The sequence below is a fragment of the Alcaligenes faecalis genome (genome assembly GCF_002443155.1).
In the GTDB taxonomy this organism is placed as follows: domain Bacteria; phylum Pseudomonadota; class Gammaproteobacteria; order Burkholderiales; family Burkholderiaceae_B; genus Alcaligenes; species Alcaligenes faecalis.
The window spans coordinates 2,602,480-2,618,735 of the sequence record NZ_CP023667.1 but is presented as its reverse complement, the minus strand read 5'-3'; the positions used below and the strand labels follow the sequence as shown (position 1 = coordinate 2,618,735).

Genomic DNA, 16,256 nt, shown 5'->3' with positions numbered 1-16,256 from the left:
GCATTTCAGAAGTTACTGAGTGAGTTTCTGGGGATAGCGGATGGGGCGGTGTCCGCCCCATCCTGTCGCTTAGCGGGGGCCGCCCAGCAGTCCACCGAGCAGGCCGGTCACCGGGGCCAACAAGCCACCGTTATTGGTGCCTGCAGCGGCTCCACCACCAGCGCTTACGTTGCCAGAGGCACCCACCTCAACCGAGGCAGTAACACCGCCCAACAGTCCACCGACCAAGCCGGTGACAGGCGCCAGCAGGCCACCGTTGGCAGCATCACCACCGCCCAGGCCGCCGGTCAAACCGCCGACCAGATTGGTGACAGGAGCCAGCAAACCACCGTTAGCGGTGTCACCGCCACCCAGGCCGCCGGTCAAACCGCCGACCAGGTTGGTAACGGGGGCCAGCAAACCGCCATTGGCGCCTTCACCGCCGCCCAAACCACCAGTCAAACCACCGAGCAGACCTGTGACGGGGGCCAGCAATCCACCGTTGGCAGCATCACCACCGCCCAGGCCGCCGGTCAAACCGCCGACCAGATTGGTGACAGGGGCCAGCAAACCACCGTTGGCGCCTTCGCCACCGCCCAAGCCACCAGTCAAACCACCGAGCAGGCCTGTCACAGGAGCCAGCAAGCCACCGTTGGCCGCATCACCACCACCCAAACCGCCCGTCAGGCCGCCGAGCAGGCCGGTGACTGGAGAGAGCAGGCCACCTTCGCCATTACCCGTCAGCCCGCCGGTCAGGGATGCGACGGCTTGGGTGGCGTGATTCAGGGTGTTGCCCAGCGGGTTGGTATTGCTATCAGTTTGGTGAACCAGTCCGCCGACCGAGGCAACTGCCTGACTCAGGTGTCCCACTACCCCGCCCAGACCCAGGGGGGCAGCGCCGTCCAGTTGGTTACCTACATTGCCCAAGGCACTGCCTACCCCGCCCAGCAGAGCATTGATGGGTTGGCCAACGCCCAGTCCATCACCCACTTGTTGAGTGACATGCGTGACTACGGCACCTACGGGAGCTACTACGGTATCCAGGGTCTCACCTACATTGCCCAGGATAGGGTTCAGGCCAATCGGCAAGATGTTGTCGACTGTCTGGCCTACGTTGGCCAGCGAAGGTTCAAGAATGGGGGCGGCATCCGTGCCGTTCAGCAAACCGCCCAGCCCCAGTTGGCCAGTGATGGGGTACAACAAACTGCCTTCACCCAGCAGGGAGTCGGTCAGGGCGGCGACACCACCAGTTGCGTGACCCAGTACCGCGGTCAATGGGTTGGGGTTGTTGGCATCCGCATGCAGCAAGCCGCCTGCGCTGCCTACCGCATTGCCCAAACCATTTAAGAGACCACCTACGCCCTGACCCAGATTCAGGGGTAGACCGCTATTGCCCAACTGTTCGCCCAGATTGGCAACGACGCCACCTGTTTGACCCAGCAGGCTGCTCACGGGTTGGCCCAGGCCAGTAGCGCCACCAATTTGTTGAGTCAGGCCAGTTGCGGTGTCCACAACAGGAGCGACTACGGTATCCAGTGTCTTGCCCAGCTTGCCGCCGGTATCTTGCAATCCGACTGGCAGAACGTTGTCGACGGCTTCACCGACATTATTCAGCGTGGTTTCCAGTGGTCCTGGAGTGCGAGTGGGAGGATTGCCGCCGTTGTCGCCGCCACCGTTGTCGCCGCCGCCGTTGTCGCCGCCACCGTTGTCGCCACCGCCGTTGTCGCCACCGCCGTTGTCGCCGCCACCGTTGTCGCCGCCGCCGTTGTCGCCGCCACCGTTGTCGCCACCGCCGTTGTCGCCACCGCCGTTGTCGCCGCCACCGTTGTCGCCGCCGCCGTTGTCGCCACCGCCGTTGTCGCCGCCGCCGTTGTCGCCGCCGCCGTTGTCGCCGCCACCGTTGTCGCCACCGCCGTTGTCGCCGCCGCCGTTGTCGCCGCCGCCGTGATCGCCACCGCCGTTATCGCCGCCGCCGTTGTCACCACCACCGTTGTCACCGCCACCAGGGCCGCCAGTGCCCGGGCCTGGGTTGGTGGGGGTTTCTCCACCGCCACCGCTACCGCCGCCGCCACCGGTCAAACTGCCGCAGGCGGTCAAGACCAAAGTGCTGGCCATCAACGTAGCCAGGAGTGTCAGGCGCAGGCCTGGTTTCTTGCTGTCTGTATTGTTATGCATTGCTTGCTCCAATAAATGATCGGGGTACTTGCTTGCTTTCTGAATCTAGTTAAAGCAATTCGCGTGCCAATTTATCGGTCCGTCTGCAAGCCGCATGCAAGCTGCATTTGGTGAAAAGTAAGAGAAAAAAAGAGGGATATTTGTTACGTGTTTTGGGCCTTGTGCGGAACGTGTTACGTAACAAAAAAAGAACCGCTGGCAAGCAGCGGTTCGGTAGAGGTAGAGCAGGGTGCTCAGGAGCTTCGTGGCACCAAGGCCTTGGCATCCAGCCAGGCTTTGGTGTTCTGCCTGAAGGTGCTCATGCTATCGACCAGAAAGTCGTACATGGCGATCAACTGGGCGGGGTTTTGATTGGCCGCTGTGTTGATGGCCTGATTGATCGCACGCTCCTTCACGGCCAGGACTTCTCGACACTTGTCCATCACCGGGTGCAGGGCGATCACGCGCTTGTCCAGAGGGTGACGGCCGCGGGTGATATAGCCCCGATGTTCCAGACGGTTGATCAGTGCGCTGACACCGCTGGCACTCAAGTCCATCAAGTGAGCCAGCTGGCCAGTTGGCAGTGCATCGAACTCCATGATGTATTCCAGGGCCTTGAAGTCATTCAAGGGGATGTTGGCTTCTTCGGCCAAGCTGGCTTTCAGGGCTTCCGCGTAAATGGTGAACTGACGACCCAGCATCTTGCCCAAATCCATCAACATCTTCTCTGACAACATGCTGTGCTCATCGTTGTGCGAGGACCAGTTTGACCGGGCCCCGGCGTTTTGCGCGCCAGGGTGAAAGTTCACTGGCAAATTAACCGGGTTCATGACTTTATTCATCATTTCCGGCCACCTCCCAGCAGACCGCCGACCAGGCCAGTGACGGGGGCCAGCAGGCCGCCATTTGCTTGTCCACTACCGGCTTCGCCAGCATTTGCCTGTACGTTGACGCCACCTGTTAAACCGCCGACCAAGCCACCGACCAAGCCGGTGACGGGTGCCAACAAGCCGCCGCTTGCCTGGCCTTCTGCTGCTGCACCACCACCAATTGCAACACTGCCTGTGATGCCGCCTAAAAGACCCGTGACAGGAGCCAGCAATCCACCGTTGGAGGCGTCGCCGCCGCCCAGGCCGCCCGTTAATCCACCGACCAGATTGGTGACCGGGGCCAACAAGCCGCCGTTCGCACCTTCGCCGCCGCCCAGGCCGCCCGTCAAACCGCCGACCAGATTGGTGACTGGGGCCAGCAGGCCGCCGTTCGCACCTTCGCCGCCACCCAGGCCGCCTGTCAAACCGCCGACCAGATTGGTGACTGGGGCCAGCAGGCCACCGTTAGCAGCATCGCCACCGCCCAAACCATCAGTCAAACCGCCCAGCAAACCAGTGACAGGAGCCAGCAGGCCACCGTTTGCCGTATCACCACCACCCAGGCCACCTAACAGGCCGGTCACGGGTGCCAGCAATCCACCACCTTCACCGCCTGTAATACCGCCCAGCCCACCCGTCAGGGAAGTGACGGCTTGAGTGGCGTGATTCAAGGTATTACCTAGAGGGTTGGTGTTCGCATCGGTCTTGTGCAGCAGGCCACCTGCCGAGGCGACTGCCTGGCCCAGATGTTCCACCACACCGCCCAGTCCCAGCGGTGCTGCGTTGTCCAGTTGGCTGCCAACATTGCCCAAAGCGCTACCGACCCCACCCAACAAGGCGTTGATAGGTTGTCCTACCCCCAGACCATCACCTACCTGTTGAGTCACGTTGGTGACGGTGGCAGCAATAGGTGCCACCGTGTTATCCAGGGCACCCCCCACATCACCCAGGATCGGGTTCAGGCCCAATGGCAGAATGTTGTCCACGGTTTGACCGACATTGCCCAGCGCAGGTTTCAGGATGGGCTCACCGCCATCCGCCAGCAAGATACCGCCCAGCCCCAACTGCGAGGTCAATGGGTGCAGCAGGCTGCCTTCACCCAGCAAGGAACCGGTCAGCACTTCTACGCCTTTGGTGGCGTGGTGCAGGGTATTGCCCAGTGGGTTGGGGTTCTTGGGATCGTTGACCAGCAGGCCGCCGACCGAACCCACGGCTTGACCCAGATGGGACAGCAGGCCGCCAGCACCTTCACCCAGATTCAGGGGCAGGCCTGTCTTGCCCAATTGATCGCCCAGATTGGTCACGACACCACCGACTTGATTTGTCAGGCCGTTGACAGGCTGGCCCAGTCCAGTGACGCCACCGACGGTGCGTGTGGTATCTGTCACGATATCGGTGACGGGCTTGAGTGCGCCATCCAGCGTTTTGCCCAGTTGATTACCCGTTTTGCTCAGGTTCAACGGCACCACGTTGTCGACGGCCTGGCCCAGGTTGCCCAGCGCATTTTGCGTCAGGCTCGTGTCCTTGCCACCTCCGTTGTTTCCGCCGTTATTGCCCCCGCCATTGTTGCCACCGCCGGTGCCGCCGTCGCCGGGGTTGGGCAGGTTGGGATCAACCACGGGTGGGCGGACCGACACATCCAGACCATCGCGCACACCGCCGCGCGAGGAGCAGCCAGCCAGAACGGCGGCGCTGATGACCAATGTAGCGACAACGGCACGTTGCAAGTTGCGTTGTACCGAGGCGTTTCTTGCTGAATTCCTTGCTTTCATGTCTAACTCCGATTTGAAGTGTAAGCACGCCCTCAAGGGGCTGTTGATAGACATGAAGCAAGTAGCGTGCCATGTTTTTTTGCTTTCCTTTTGTTTTATTTTTATCTTTATTAATCAGCGACTTATTCTTTTCTCTTATTCTTTTTTTGGTTGCTGTAGCCAAAATCAAAGAGCAATTTGAGCTTCTTTGGGGCTGTTTTTGCAGGGTGTTCCGTTCCCGTTACGTAACGTTTTTCGTAACACCTGGGGGCAAAATACGCCGGGATGGGAAACAAAAAAGGCCATCTTGCGATGGCCTTGGGGAAAATCGGCAGTAGTCGCCGCAGTGAAGCGGGCTTTAAAAACCGTCGTAAAAGAACAGAAAGTTGGTGTTCAAGCGTACTTTGCGCTTGTCGGAGTTAACCGGCAAATCGCCCAGCGGTTTGGCAACGTTGATATCAAACAAATAGTGTTTGTTATTGGACAGTCGAACCCCAATTGCCGCGGAGCGCAGGCTGCGGTTGTTATAGCTGTTGAGCCGCTCCAGGTTGTACCAGGCGCGAGCCCAGTCATACGCAATATAGGGCTGGATGTTATTGAGCCAGCTGGAGGAGTTCGTAAAGCGGCGGTTGATCTCCAGGGTGGCGCCCAAGCCCTTGTCACCCGCCAGTTCGCCTTGCGGATAACCGTAGCCATGCCGCCAGGCACCAAAAGACACCTGTTCGGAGTTCGGCAGTACATCGGAGCTGTACTGGCCACTGGCCGAGAAGCTCATGCCAAACTGGCCCGGCAAAGCCAGATTCTGTTTGAAGGACGCTGTCCAGCGAGTGAAGTTCAAATCCAGATCCGATTCGGCATCACGCTGCAAATAGGTGTTCAAGGATTTGCGGGCCCCCATGGCGTCCAGACCTTTATACACCCCGAAATTGACTTCGCGCGACTGCCGCGGCGAGGCATCGGTATAGCGTAATTCAGCTTTCAGCGCGCGCACATCTGTGGTGTTTTCAATCCAGACATTGTCCAGCGTCTTGTGGGTGTAGTCATCCAGAGAGCGGCTGGCATAAAAGCCTGCCGTGCCCTTCAGGCTGCGCTGATTGTTCAGGATGAAGGGGTAACTGATGGCTGCCCCGATACGTTCGTTGATGACCTTGCGGTTCCAGCCCTGGCTCTCCAGTACCTCGTCGCGTGGCTCAGAGCGGTAGTGATAGCCATCAATTTCCAGGTTCAAACCATTGCCGGTCAGGGGAATGGTCAGGTTGCCGCTGATGTACTTCACATCCTCAGAACGGGTGGGAATGGCGGCAGTCAGTTTCAGCTCTTCGCCTAAAGGCGTCAGGCTATTGGCACTCAACTGCACCAGAGCCTGTTTGCTGGACCCCATTTCCGCAACGCTGGCATTTGCGCTGAAGGATTTGTGCTGAGCATTGATGACCAGCTCCGAGGCGCCATCAGTGCGTACGGGCATGTCCAGCTTGGGATCGATTTTCAGGCCAGGGACGGTGCGAAGCAGATTCATGGTGCGCTCCAGCGTGCGCTGGGTAAGCGGCTTCTCATCCACCATGGCTTGGGCAATACGCTCGATGCGGGCCTGGCTGCGGCCCGGATCCCCTTCGATACGGACACTGCCTACATGACCTTCTACCACGGTGACCTTGATATGCCCTTGCGAGAAGTCCTGCTGCTGCAAGATGGCAAAAGACAGGGGGTAGCCCTGCTGCTGATACAGGGCGGTGATCTTGTTCACCTCGTTGATCAGCTGGGCAATGCTGAGCGTTTTACCGGCCAGGGGTTCCAGAATGGCGGTGATTTGCTCGAAAGGGATGCTGCGGCTGCCGCTGACATCAAAGCTGCGCACCACCAACTGCAGTTGCAGCTGCTGTTGCAACTGACTCTGGGCTGCGGCGGGAGGAATGTTCAGAGACGGGGCGCGGGTGCTCGGTGCCGGTGCATTAATGGGCGGCAAAGAATCAACCGGGTTCCCCCGCAACGGGGCGTCCGCCCAGCTTTCTGAACCGGTCGTGGCCAGACCCATAAATAATCCCAAGCTCACCATCAGGCTGGGATTTTTTTTTCTAAGGAAGGCCAGTGACAAGTGGTGCTTGGGATTCATATTCATTAATCGTTATTCGCTAGAAATCGGGCGCTTTTTTCTACTGTGCCGTAGTTTATCTTCGCTGTCACTTTTTGCTGTTTGAAAGCGGGGTATTTCTCTATAGCGTTTTAAAAAGCGTTAACTATTACATTTTGAAACGCAAAAAAAATAGGCCTGATTTAACTCGTTGGCAAACAGTCCTTTACAGCCGTATTCATGTGCACTTGGGCTTACAGGGGTTTTCCCTTGTACCCGGCAATAAACTGAAAGAAATCCACTTTCTTTCAAGTAATTAAAGTGGCTGTTCGACAAGGATTCTGCTGTCGGGAGCAGGAGCTTGTGTTGCATTCTGAAATGATAAAAATAGTAACATTAACAAATTTAGACACAATATAGGTAAGTAAAGATTTCAAATTATCCGTTTTTTGGTGTTTTCCCATGAGAATTTGGCTGTTGTAAATACACAATCATGCGTTTTTCGTATCTTTGGGATAGAATTCGTTTGTGTATTTGATGTCTGTTACACGTAAACCCTAGTAAAAACATGGACATACATGGGTTTAAGATGATTTCAACTGAAAAATACAAAAATTGATAACAGTTAGCAGTGGAAGTTGCCAAAGTTGGCAAAGTGTTGTGCCCCAAGGGGCCTTGAATCCTCGCTGTTGAGGGTAATTTTTTCTTTTTGAATGGGGACAGTCATGAAGACTCAACTTCAGCAATTCTGGAACGATGAAGACGGTGCAACGGCTATTGAGTACGGCCTGATCGCAGGGCTAGTTGCAGTAGCGATCATTGGGGTTTTGGGGCTCCTAGGTGATGGTTTGAAGGGGTTGTTTACCAGGGTAACTGGTGAATTGAATACTGCTTCCGAGGTAAGCGAGTAGGCTCTTTGTTTGAGCATCAGCCAATTCAAGTCTGGCTGAGCCTTTTAGCTTGAATGGCTGATGCTTATGCCCGTTTTAATTAAGCTTTCTTTTATTTTTATTCTGCTTTTCTTTTCCGCTCAGATTATCTATAGCGATCTGAAGCTCCGGAAAATCCCGAATTCTTTACTTGTTTTTTACGGTGTAACGGTTCTGCTGCACAAGGTTCTTGTCAGTGTGTCCTATGGCCTTCCCTGGGGATGGGTGGCGGGCTGGGGAGACTCCCTGATCGGTTTTGCAGCCGCCTTGATTGTGTTTTATCCAGTCTGGTTATTGCGTTTGATGGGCGCCGCCGATGTGAAGCTGATGGCTGTGCTGGGCCTGGCCCTGGGGTGGAAAGAAGCAGGCATGGTGGTGTTGTTTGGCACGGTACTGGCCGGTTTGCATGCCTTGGTACTGGTGCTGATCCCATCCTTGGAACGTAAGTACGGATTTGCTTTGCCGGGAACCCGCGTCAAGGCACGTAGTGTGCCCTTAGGGGCCTGGTTATCCCTTGCAACAATGGGGTGGGTATGGATTCAAAATCAATAAAGCCCCCACGAGAGGGCCAATTAGCAACACGGCGTGGCGTAATTAAAAAGTACCAACAAGGGGCTTACGCGCTGGAGTTTGCATTGGTCTTTCCTTTGTTGTTTCTCTTCATGTATGGCTTGCTGACTTTCGGTCTGATCATGACCGCGCAGCAGTCCCTGAATTTTGCTGCCGAGTCCGGCGCCCGTGCTGCCTTGATTGAGCCAGGGGCCGGGCAAGATGGCCCCATGCTCAGCCCGGACCGTTTGCAGGCACGTGCGGCTCGCGCCAAGGAAGTGGCGGCCGATCAGGTGCAGTGGTTAAGCAGCTGGGTGGGCAGTGAGCATGTACGTATCACTACTGATTTGCTCAGTGACGAGCTGCGTGTCGGCATTGTGTACGACTACCTGCAAGCCCCGCTGATTCCGCGTTTTGCACCCGACACCTTGTTTGCGCTGGTTGTGCCTGAGCAGTTAAAGGGCCATGCGCAGATCAATCTGCTGGTTGCCGGCGAAGTGGGCGCCACGGGAGGCACGCCATGACTCGCGTCACCCAATTCACTCCTGCCGCACAACGCCAGCAAGGCGTTGCCGCTATCGAGTTTGCCTTGATGGTGGGGATTCTGTTGCTGATCTTCAGCGGCATCATCACTTTCAGTTCCTTGTTTCTGGCCAAGCAAAAAATGGATCATCTGGTCGGTGACCTTTCTCGACAAGCGACGATGCAGGTCAAAAACGCTGATGAGATCGCGCCCTTTGTCAATCAGGAACTGGCCAAGAACTATGGCAGGGGCCAGGCCAAGAGCGATGCGTTCTTGCACTGGTTTGGCGACCTGAGTGCGGATGTTCAATCTCAGGCCTGTGCCTCGGAGCCTCAGTACGACTGCGCCCAGCTTTCCCTGAAGCTGGAGATTGAACCCGGAATTCTTTCTACAACCCTGGATCTGCTCAGACCGCAAGAGGAACAGGCAGATCAATTGCGCAGCTTAAGCGCCAAGACATTACTCGTACTCAGGAGACCAAATTAATGAGCGGCATCATGAAGGGGGCGGCAGTCCTTTTATTGCTGATCGCAGCCGTACTGGTTGCGTTTGCCTTGTACCTGGGCATGAAGCCCAAACCCGAGGTGGTCCAGCCTGTAGTCAGCACGCAAAGCACAGAACCAGCGGCGACCTTGCAGGCAGTGGTCCTGGTCAAACGAGATATGAAAGCCGGGGAAACCTTGCAGGCTGATGCGCTGGAGCTGGCGCAATGGCCGGCAGCACCCGCTCAGTCTTTCAATACATTGGAAGCCTTGACCGGCAAAACCTTGCGTTTTGATCTGGGCCAGGGCCAGCCTGTGCTGAGCAGTTTCATCGCGAAAAGCCTGGCGAGCTATCTGGAAGATGGCGAGCGGGCCGTCACCATTCCTATTGATGTGATTACCGGCGCCAGTCACCGGGTGGAGCCGGGTGATCTGGTGGATATCTTCATTACCTTCAACAGCGGCAACGAGGTCAATGACACACAAGCCCGTTTGTTGATGCCGCGGGTGCGCGTGCTGGCTTATGGCGGTGCCTCCTTGTCCGGGCCAGATCCGGCAGAAGCCAGTGCCACCAATCGTGCTGAAACCCAGGCGCGCCATGCCATGCTGGCCGTCCCTGTGGAGTCGGTCAATGAGCTCTTGCTGGCCAGCCGCGGCGGCAGCCTGCAACTGGTCTTGCGTGCGCCCAAGGACGAGAACTTGCCAGACGCTTCTTTATTCCCCGAATTTGCAGGCTTGATCCCGGCACGTGCTGGGCTGGACGCGGATCAACGCGACGCCTTGAAGTTGCCGGAAAACCGTGCCATGGCCGGTTTGGGCTTGCGTGAATTTGCAATCAGCCAGACTGAAAAAGAACAGGTGCAGGCACGAGCCAAGGCCAGTGGTGAACCGTATGCTGCGCCACCGCGCCGTACGGAAGTCATCCGCGGGGGCCGGTTAGAGGTCATTCAGTACTAAGCAATACAGAGCTTGTTGTGGGGACGGGTCAGCCTGCGTGTCTGGGCTGACGGGAAGCGACGCAAGGCAGCATGGATTAAACACATGAGACAGAAAATCAAAAAAGCGGGTCTGGGTTTGGGGTGCTGGTATGCGCTCTGCTTGTCGGGTCTGGCGCCGGTGCCAGTCATGGCGCAAACGACGCAGACCAGTGCCAGTCAAAAGGTGATACGCCTGGTGGCCAACGATCAGGATATCTTGCGCTTGTCGCAAGTCCCGCAGCGTGTGGCGATCAGCGATGAAAGCGTGGCGGATGTGCAAATCCTGTCCGCCTCGTCCGGGCAGCGGGGCGAAGTCCTGCTGATCGGCAAGCGCGCCGGTACGGCCGATTTGCGTGTGTGGATGCCGGGTCGAAGCAACCCGGATCGCTGGACCATCGAGGTGACCAGCCAGGTGCAGCAGCAACTGGCGCAATCGGGCAGTCCCATGTCGGCGCAGGTCTCCAGTGCGGGACAGCAGCCTTTGATTACCGGGAGCAGCCCCTCCTTGCTGGATCACCAAAATGCCATGGCCGCTGCACGCTCCGGCGCGGGGCCGGATGCGGCTGTGCTGGACCTGTCCGAGGTCAGCGCCAGCGGCATGGTGCAGGTAGAAGTCAAGGTGGTGGAAGTCTCCCGCGAAGTGATGAAGGACATTGGCTTGAGTGCCAATGCCATTGGCGGCAAGCCCTGGTCGGGCGGTATGAACCTCTTGCCCCAGGCCTTGAGCGGTGGCCTGAGCCTGGCGTATAACTCGCGCAACTTTAGTGCGGCTTTGAATCTGCTGGAACAAAACGGCCTGGCCCGTGTGTTGGCCGAGCCGACCTTGGTAGCCATGTCTGGCCATAGCGCCAGCTTTCTGTCCGGTGGCGAAATCCCCATCCCCAGTTCGGGCGGATTGGGAACGACTACGGTGGAATACAAGCCTTTTGGTATCGGTTTGACGGTAACCCCGACGGTGCTGTCTCCCGAACGTATTGCCCTGAAGGTCGCCCCTGAAGCCAGTGATCTGGATTATTCGCGTGTGGTGGAAATGCCCGGTGGCGGCGTGATGCCTTCCCTGCGCACCCGCCGTGCCGATACCACGATCGAGCTGGGTGATGGCGAGAGCTACATCATCAGTGGTCTGGTGTCGCGCCAAACCGCCGCTGCCGTCAAAAAGATTCCCTTCCTGGGTGATTTGCCGATCTTGGGCAGTTTTTTCCGCAACGTGCAGTACAGCCAGAAAGAGCTGGAACTGGTCATTGTCGTCACTCCTCGCCTGATCAAACCTATCCAGAAAGGCGCCACGATTGCCTTGCCGGGGGGACGTCAGGAAAAGCTGGATGACGCACCCAATGCCTGGGGCTACTTCTTGCTGGGCCGTCATGGTTACGAGCAGATGCCGGGGTTTTCGCGCTAAGCGCGTGGAGTGGTGACGTGCAACGATACCGGGAATATCTCTTGTGTACAGAGCACCCCGAGCTGGCTGTGATGATCAACACGGCAGCCGCTGGGCTGCTGACGGTAAGGGCGATTGAGCCTACGCCCGAGAGTTTGCGTCGGGAGCTGGCCAAGCAAGCGGAACCCTTGGTGTTTTTTGACTTTGTTCATGGGCAGCATGGGGAAGAGAACGGACAGATAGTGACCTTGGTGCGCAGTTTGGCTCGGCTCGATGCCAGTGTGCAGCGTGTGGCGGTGGGACGGGCTTCGGTGCCGCAGGGCCCGGTGAATGCCTTGCGCGCAGGCGCCAATGAGTTCCTGAATCTGGATACGAATGAAGATCTGCATCATCAGTTGCAGGTGTTGATTGAAAAAATGGGCCAGACCCAGCACAGCCCCTTGCTGGATAAACCCTTTCGCAGTGTCTTGTTGTTGGGGGCGCGTATTGGAGTCGGTTGCAGCACCACCGCCAGTAGCCTGGCCTGGCTCTTGCAGCAAGAGATGAACCGCATGGGCAAGGAAGTCCGTGGTGTGTCCTCGGCCAAGCCCCTGCCGGTTGAGCTGGTGCCGCTGTCCGAGCGAGTCGGTTTGCTGGACCTGGGCGCACCGACAGGGGACTGCGCCTTGTACATGGGCCTGGGTTCGAATTTTGATTTCATTCAGGCGGCCTCACAGCGTCATCGCATGGACGACACCATGCTGCATTCGGCATTGGCGCAGCACAGCAGCGGTTTGAACCTGCTGTCTTTGCCAGCCGACGTGAATACCTTGAATCAAATCAGTCTGGAAGATTCGCTGGGTCTGTGCAGTTATTTGCGTGAACGCATGGGCTGTCTGGTGATTGATGCTGGTGGTTTTCCCAACCCGCGCTTTCTGGTGGAACTGGAATCGCTGGTGGACGAGGTGCTGGTGGTAACTGACCAAAGCATGGGGGCCCTGGTGTCCCTGGCCGAATTCATGGCCTTGCGCGCGCAGTTCGATGCGTTGGCCAATGTGCGTCTGGTCGTGAATCAGTTTGATCCGGCTTACGGCTTTTCAGGGCAAGCCATTGCAGAGCGCTTTGATCTGGATTTGGCGGCCGTGCTGCCTGATCGGCGTCTTGGGCATATGCGCAGCGCGAGCCTGGGCAAGATTCTGGTGCAAGTTGATGAGAAGGACCCGTATACCCGTGCCTTGCAAAGTCTGGCATCGGGTTTGGCGGGGCGCAGGCAGGGGCTGTCGCAGAACAAGGTCAGTACGGTTCTGGGGCGGTTGAAATTCAGGTTCGGGGGCTGAACAGGCCCAAGCATGGAAAAGTAAGGCATGAACAATACTTCATTGCTCGGTGGGCGTCCCGACCTGATTCAGGTCCGGGAACAGGCTCATGAACATTTGCTGGCCCGCATCGAAGAGCTGGGGGCCGAGTTTGGCCGCTGGACACGGCAGGCCATACAGGATTTTGTTGGCATTGAACTGGCCAGCTTTGTGCGTTTGAAACGGGTGCCCGTCAACGAACAGGAAGTGCGCGAGATCGTGCAGGCGCTGACCCGTGAACTGGCGGGCCTGGGGCCGTTGGAAGACCTGCTGGAAGATCCGGCGGTTGAGGATATTTTGATCAACGGCTACGACAAGCTGTTTGTGTCGCGCGGCGGCGTGCTGGGCCAAGAACCCAGTGGGTTTACGGATGACCAGCACGTGCTGCGTATCGTGCGCCGTATTCTGGCTCCGTTGGGACGCAGACTGGACGAGTCGGTCCCGATGGTGGATGCCCGCTTGCCCGATGGTGGCCGCCTGAACGTGGTCATTCATCCCCTGGCGGTGGATGGTCCTATGGTCTCCATCCGTAAGTTCCGCAAGGACCCCTTAAAACCCGAAGACCTGATGCGTTTGGGTGCATTTGACGAGCCGGTGGACCGCCTGCTGCAAGCCGCGGTGAGATCGCGTTGCAATATTCTGATCTCTGGAGGAACCAGCTCGGGCAAGACGTCCTTGCTCAATGCCTTGGCTTTTTACATCCCCAAAACCGAGCGCGTCGTAACGGTAGAAGATACCGCCGAACTGGCTTTGAACCACCCTCACGTGGTGCGTCTGGAAGCGCGTCAGGCCGGGTATGACGGCAGTGGTGAAATCTCGATCCGCGAACTCTTGCGCAACAGCTTGCGTATGCGCCCAGACCGCGTGGTCGTGGGTGAGGTGCGGGGAGCCGAGGTCATCGATATGCTGCAAGCCATGAATACCGGCCACGAAGGCTCCATGGCCACTATCCACGCCAACTCGCCACGCGAATGTGTGTATCGCGTGGAAATGCTGGCCGGTTTTGCGGGTTTTCAGGGTAGTGAAGACAGCTTGCGCAGGCAGATTGCCAGTGCGCTGGACTTCATTATTCAGATTGGTCGTTTGCCCAATGGCAAGCGCCGGGTGCTGTCCATTACCGAAATCACCGGCATGGGCGATGGCGTGATTGCCATGCAGGAGCTGTATCGCCACGAATCCTATGTGCTGGACGACGGCACCGAACAGGATCGCTGGGCCAGCCTGGGCATTCATCCACATACCCGCAAGTTGATGCAGTACCGCGATCAACTGGCTAACGAGCAGGTTCAGGCCCAGGAAAACACGCCTAAAGAGGGTGGTGGTTTCTGGGATTGGAGACGCTAAATGATGGCTTTGTATATCGCACTGGCGGCTGTGATTCTGATGCTGGGCGCTGTGCTGCTCTGGGCCAAAGGCGCGCAGCGTCAGCAAGCCCAGCGTTCAGCACAGGTGCTGGAACAGCAGTTGGCCTTGCGTCCGGCGGTACAGAGCAGCGTAAGAGCCCAGCCCAGTCCCCAGGATGCCTGGCTGGGGGCGCCCAAGGGGTGGCGGGAATTCATGCTGCGTACCGGCATTCAGCCATCGCAGCGTTTTTATCTGACTCTTTTGCTGGGCATTGTGGTGCCGCCTGCCGTATTGCTGGCTTTGGTCGGCCCCGTGGCGGGGGTCGCCATGCTCATCGCGACGGTGTTGGGAGCCTATACCTTTTTGTGGTTCCGCAGCGATAAGCGTCACCGCAAAATCGTGTCGCAAATTCCTGACTTTCTGGATCTGATGGTGCGACTGATCACCATTGGCAACAGTATGGGCGCTGCCTTTTTGAATGCTGCGGACAACACGCCGCAACCGTTGGGGCAGGTGTTGCAGGACGCGAACTCCCTGCATCGTTCGGGGCAGGATCTGGATGTGGCCTTGCGTGCGGTGTCGCGTCAGCATGGATTGCACGAGCTGTTTCTGGTGGCTGCCGTGATCAGCGTGGCCATGCGTTTTGGTGGACGCAGTGACCAGACCATGGAACGTATGGCGGGCTTCATGCGTGACCGGGAAAACGCGCGCAGCGAGCTGGTGGCTTTGTCAGCGGAAGTGCGTCTGTCTGCCTGGATTCTGGCTTTATTGCCGATCCTGATCGGTGTCTACATTCTGATTTTCAATAACGAGCTGTTTCTGACCATGTGGAACGACCCGGTGGGTTTTCGCATGCTGCTGTTCGCAGCAGTCCTGCAGTGTGTGGGTTGTTATTGGCTGTATTGGATGGCACGCAATGTCTAGGAGCAAGACATGATGGCCTTGGAAGCACAAACCGTTCTGGTCTGGGGAGCCGTGGCTTGCGCTCTGGCTGGCCTGATTCTGTTTGCCTTGTGGTTTCACAACCATTGGCAGCAGCGTCAGCAAGCCATGCGCTTGAGCCAGGTCGTTGATGAACGCCTGAAGGGTGCGCCACATACGTCGCAAGCGCCCAGCCAGTCTCGTCAGACGGTGGAACAGATCAAGATCCAGGCAGGCAGTCTGGGGGAGCGCTGGCTGAAAGGGCGCTTCGGCTCCAGTCTGCTTAGCGAAGAGGACCGCGTGCTCATCATGAATGCCGGCTTCAGGCATATTGACGTGGCGCGGCAGTATTTCGTCTTGAGTCGAGTGGGGCTGAGCCTTCTCCTGATTGTTGTGTTCAGCTTGCTGCCCATGACTCGCAGGCTGAATGAATATGTGCCGTTTGTGTCCGTATTCATTGGCTTTGCCCTGGGCTGGATGCTGCCCAAATGGTGGCTGGCACGCCGAGTCTCGCAGCGTCGTCTGCGTATCGCTGCCGAGCTGCCCCTGTTTGTGGACCTGCTGCGTTTGCTGCAAGGCGTGGGCCTGTCCATGGACCAGACCTTGCACACCATTGAGCGCGAGTTTCACGACGTGATTCCCGTCATGGGTTCCGAGCTGACGATTGCAGTTGAGCAATATGCCCGTGGCCGTACTCGTGAACAGTCCCTGGAGCGCATTGCCAGCGGCTTTACCAACGAGGATCTGGCCGTGATTTGCCGTCTGATTGTGCAAGTGGATCAGCACGGTGGCGCGATGCAGGAACCCTTGCACCGCTTCGGTGTGCGTCTGCGAGAGCAGCGCCGTCTGGAACTGAAAGCCAAGGTGGGCAAATTGACTGTGAAGATGACGGGCGTCATGGTGCTGACCTTGTTGCCTGCCTTGTTGATCATTACTGCAGGGTCAGGTTTTCTGGCCTTGTTCCGTGGCTTGAGCCAAGTGGCCGGAGGATGACTTTG

At 57.7% G+C, this 16,256-nt stretch carries 14 protein-coding genes; 10 read left to right on the top strand and 4 right to left on the bottom strand.

Annotated elements, in window-relative coordinates; genetic code table 11:
- Nucleotides 1-69: 69 nt before the first annotated feature.
- From CPY64_RS12320 to CPY64_RS12305, 4 genes are all read right to left on the bottom strand, one after another.
- Nucleotides 70-2,154 (bottom strand): collagen-like triple helix repeat-containing protein, encoded by a 2,085-nt coding sequence (locus CPY64_RS12320; protein ID WP_226791375.1) that lies wholly within the window; start codon nt 2,152-2,154, stop codon nt 70-72.
- A gap of 233 nt (nt 2,155-2,387) precedes the next feature.
- Nucleotides 2,388-2,978 carry a MarR family winged helix-turn-helix transcriptional regulator gene (locus tag CPY64_RS12315; RefSeq protein WP_026483238.1) on the bottom strand — a complete coding sequence of 197 codons (591 nt, stop codon included), beginning with the start codon at nt 2,976-2,978 and terminating at the stop codon, nt 2,388-2,390.
- Nucleotides 2,975-4,774: a collagen-like triple helix repeat-containing protein gene (locus CPY64_RS12310; protein ID WP_042488399.1), complete on the bottom strand. Its 1,800-nt coding sequence runs from the start codon at nt 4,772-4,774 to the stop codon at nt 2,975-2,977. The genes CPY64_RS12315 and CPY64_RS12310 overlap by 4 nt, the downstream gene beginning before the upstream one ends.
- A 337-nt stretch (nt 4,775-5,111) precedes the next feature.
- Nucleotides 5,112-6,863 (bottom strand): ShlB/FhaC/HecB family hemolysin secretion/activation protein, encoded by a 1,752-nt coding sequence (locus tag CPY64_RS12305; RefSeq protein WP_069833399.1) that lies wholly within the window; start codon nt 6,861-6,863, stop codon nt 5,112-5,114.
- 683 nt (nt 6,864-7,546) lie between these two features.
- On the opposite strand from CPY64_RS12305, the gene CPY64_RS12300 reads away from it, so the two are divergent.
- From CPY64_RS12300 to CPY64_RS12255, 10 genes are all read left to right on the top strand, one after another.
- Nucleotides 7,547-7,732 carry a Flp family type IVb pilin gene (locus CPY64_RS12300; protein ID WP_042488432.1) on the top strand — a complete coding sequence of 62 codons (186 nt, stop codon included), beginning with the start codon at nt 7,547-7,549 and terminating at the stop codon, nt 7,730-7,732.
- A gap of 60 nt (nt 7,733-7,792) precedes the next feature.
- Nucleotides 7,793-8,302, top strand: a complete 510-nt coding sequence (locus tag CPY64_RS12295; protein ID WP_226791374.1) for an A24 family peptidase — start codon at nt 7,793-7,795, stop codon at nt 8,300-8,302.
- A complete protein-coding gene (locus CPY64_RS12290; RefSeq protein ID WP_226791373.1) occupies nt 8,284-8,823 on the top strand; it encodes a TadE/TadG family type IV pilus assembly protein in 540 nt (179 codons plus the stop codon). The genes CPY64_RS12295 and CPY64_RS12290 overlap by 19 nt, the downstream gene beginning before the upstream one ends.
- Complete coding sequence (locus tag CPY64_RS12285; protein ID WP_042488392.1) at nt 8,820-9,308, top strand: TadE/TadG family type IV pilus assembly protein; 489 nt, start codon at nt 8,820-8,822, stop codon at nt 9,306-9,308. Before CPY64_RS12290 ends, CPY64_RS12285 begins: the two co-directional genes overlap by 4 nt.
- A complete protein-coding gene (gene cpaB / locus CPY64_RS12280) occupies nt 9,308-10,261 on the top strand; it encodes a Flp pilus assembly protein CpaB (RefSeq protein ID WP_042488389.1) in 954 nt (317 codons plus the stop codon). Before CPY64_RS12285 ends, cpaB begins: the two co-directional genes overlap by 1 nt.
- Before the next feature lie 84 nt (nt 10,262-10,345).
- Nucleotides 10,346-11,680 (top strand): type II and III secretion system protein family protein, encoded by a 1,335-nt coding sequence (locus tag CPY64_RS12275; protein WP_042488387.1) that lies wholly within the window; start codon nt 10,346-10,348, stop codon nt 11,678-11,680.
- 41 nt (nt 11,681-11,721) lie between these two features.
- Complete coding sequence (locus CPY64_RS12270; RefSeq protein WP_226791372.1) at nt 11,722-12,975, top strand: CpaE/TadZ family protein; 1,254 nt, start codon at nt 11,722-11,724, stop codon at nt 12,973-12,975.
- Nucleotides 12,976-13,002: 27 nt separating this feature from the next.
- The gene (locus tag CPY64_RS12265) at nt 13,003-14,337 is read left to right on the top strand and encodes a TadA family conjugal transfer-associated ATPase (protein ID WP_042488385.1); all 1,335 of its coding nucleotides are present in this window, start codon (nt 13,003-13,005) and stop codon (nt 14,335-14,337) included.
- Nucleotides 14,338-15,261, top strand: coding sequence for a type II secretion system F family protein (locus CPY64_RS12260; RefSeq protein WP_042488381.1), 924 nt, complete (start codon nt 14,338-14,340; stop codon nt 15,259-15,261). It abuts the gene before it with no gap.
- A gap of 9 nt (nt 15,262-15,270) precedes the next feature.
- Nucleotides 15,271-16,251 carry a type II secretion system F family protein gene (locus CPY64_RS12255; protein WP_042488379.1) on the top strand — a complete coding sequence of 327 codons (981 nt, stop codon included), beginning with the start codon at nt 15,271-15,273 and terminating at the stop codon, nt 16,249-16,251.
- The last annotated feature ends 5 nt before the right edge of the window (nt 16,252-16,256 follow it).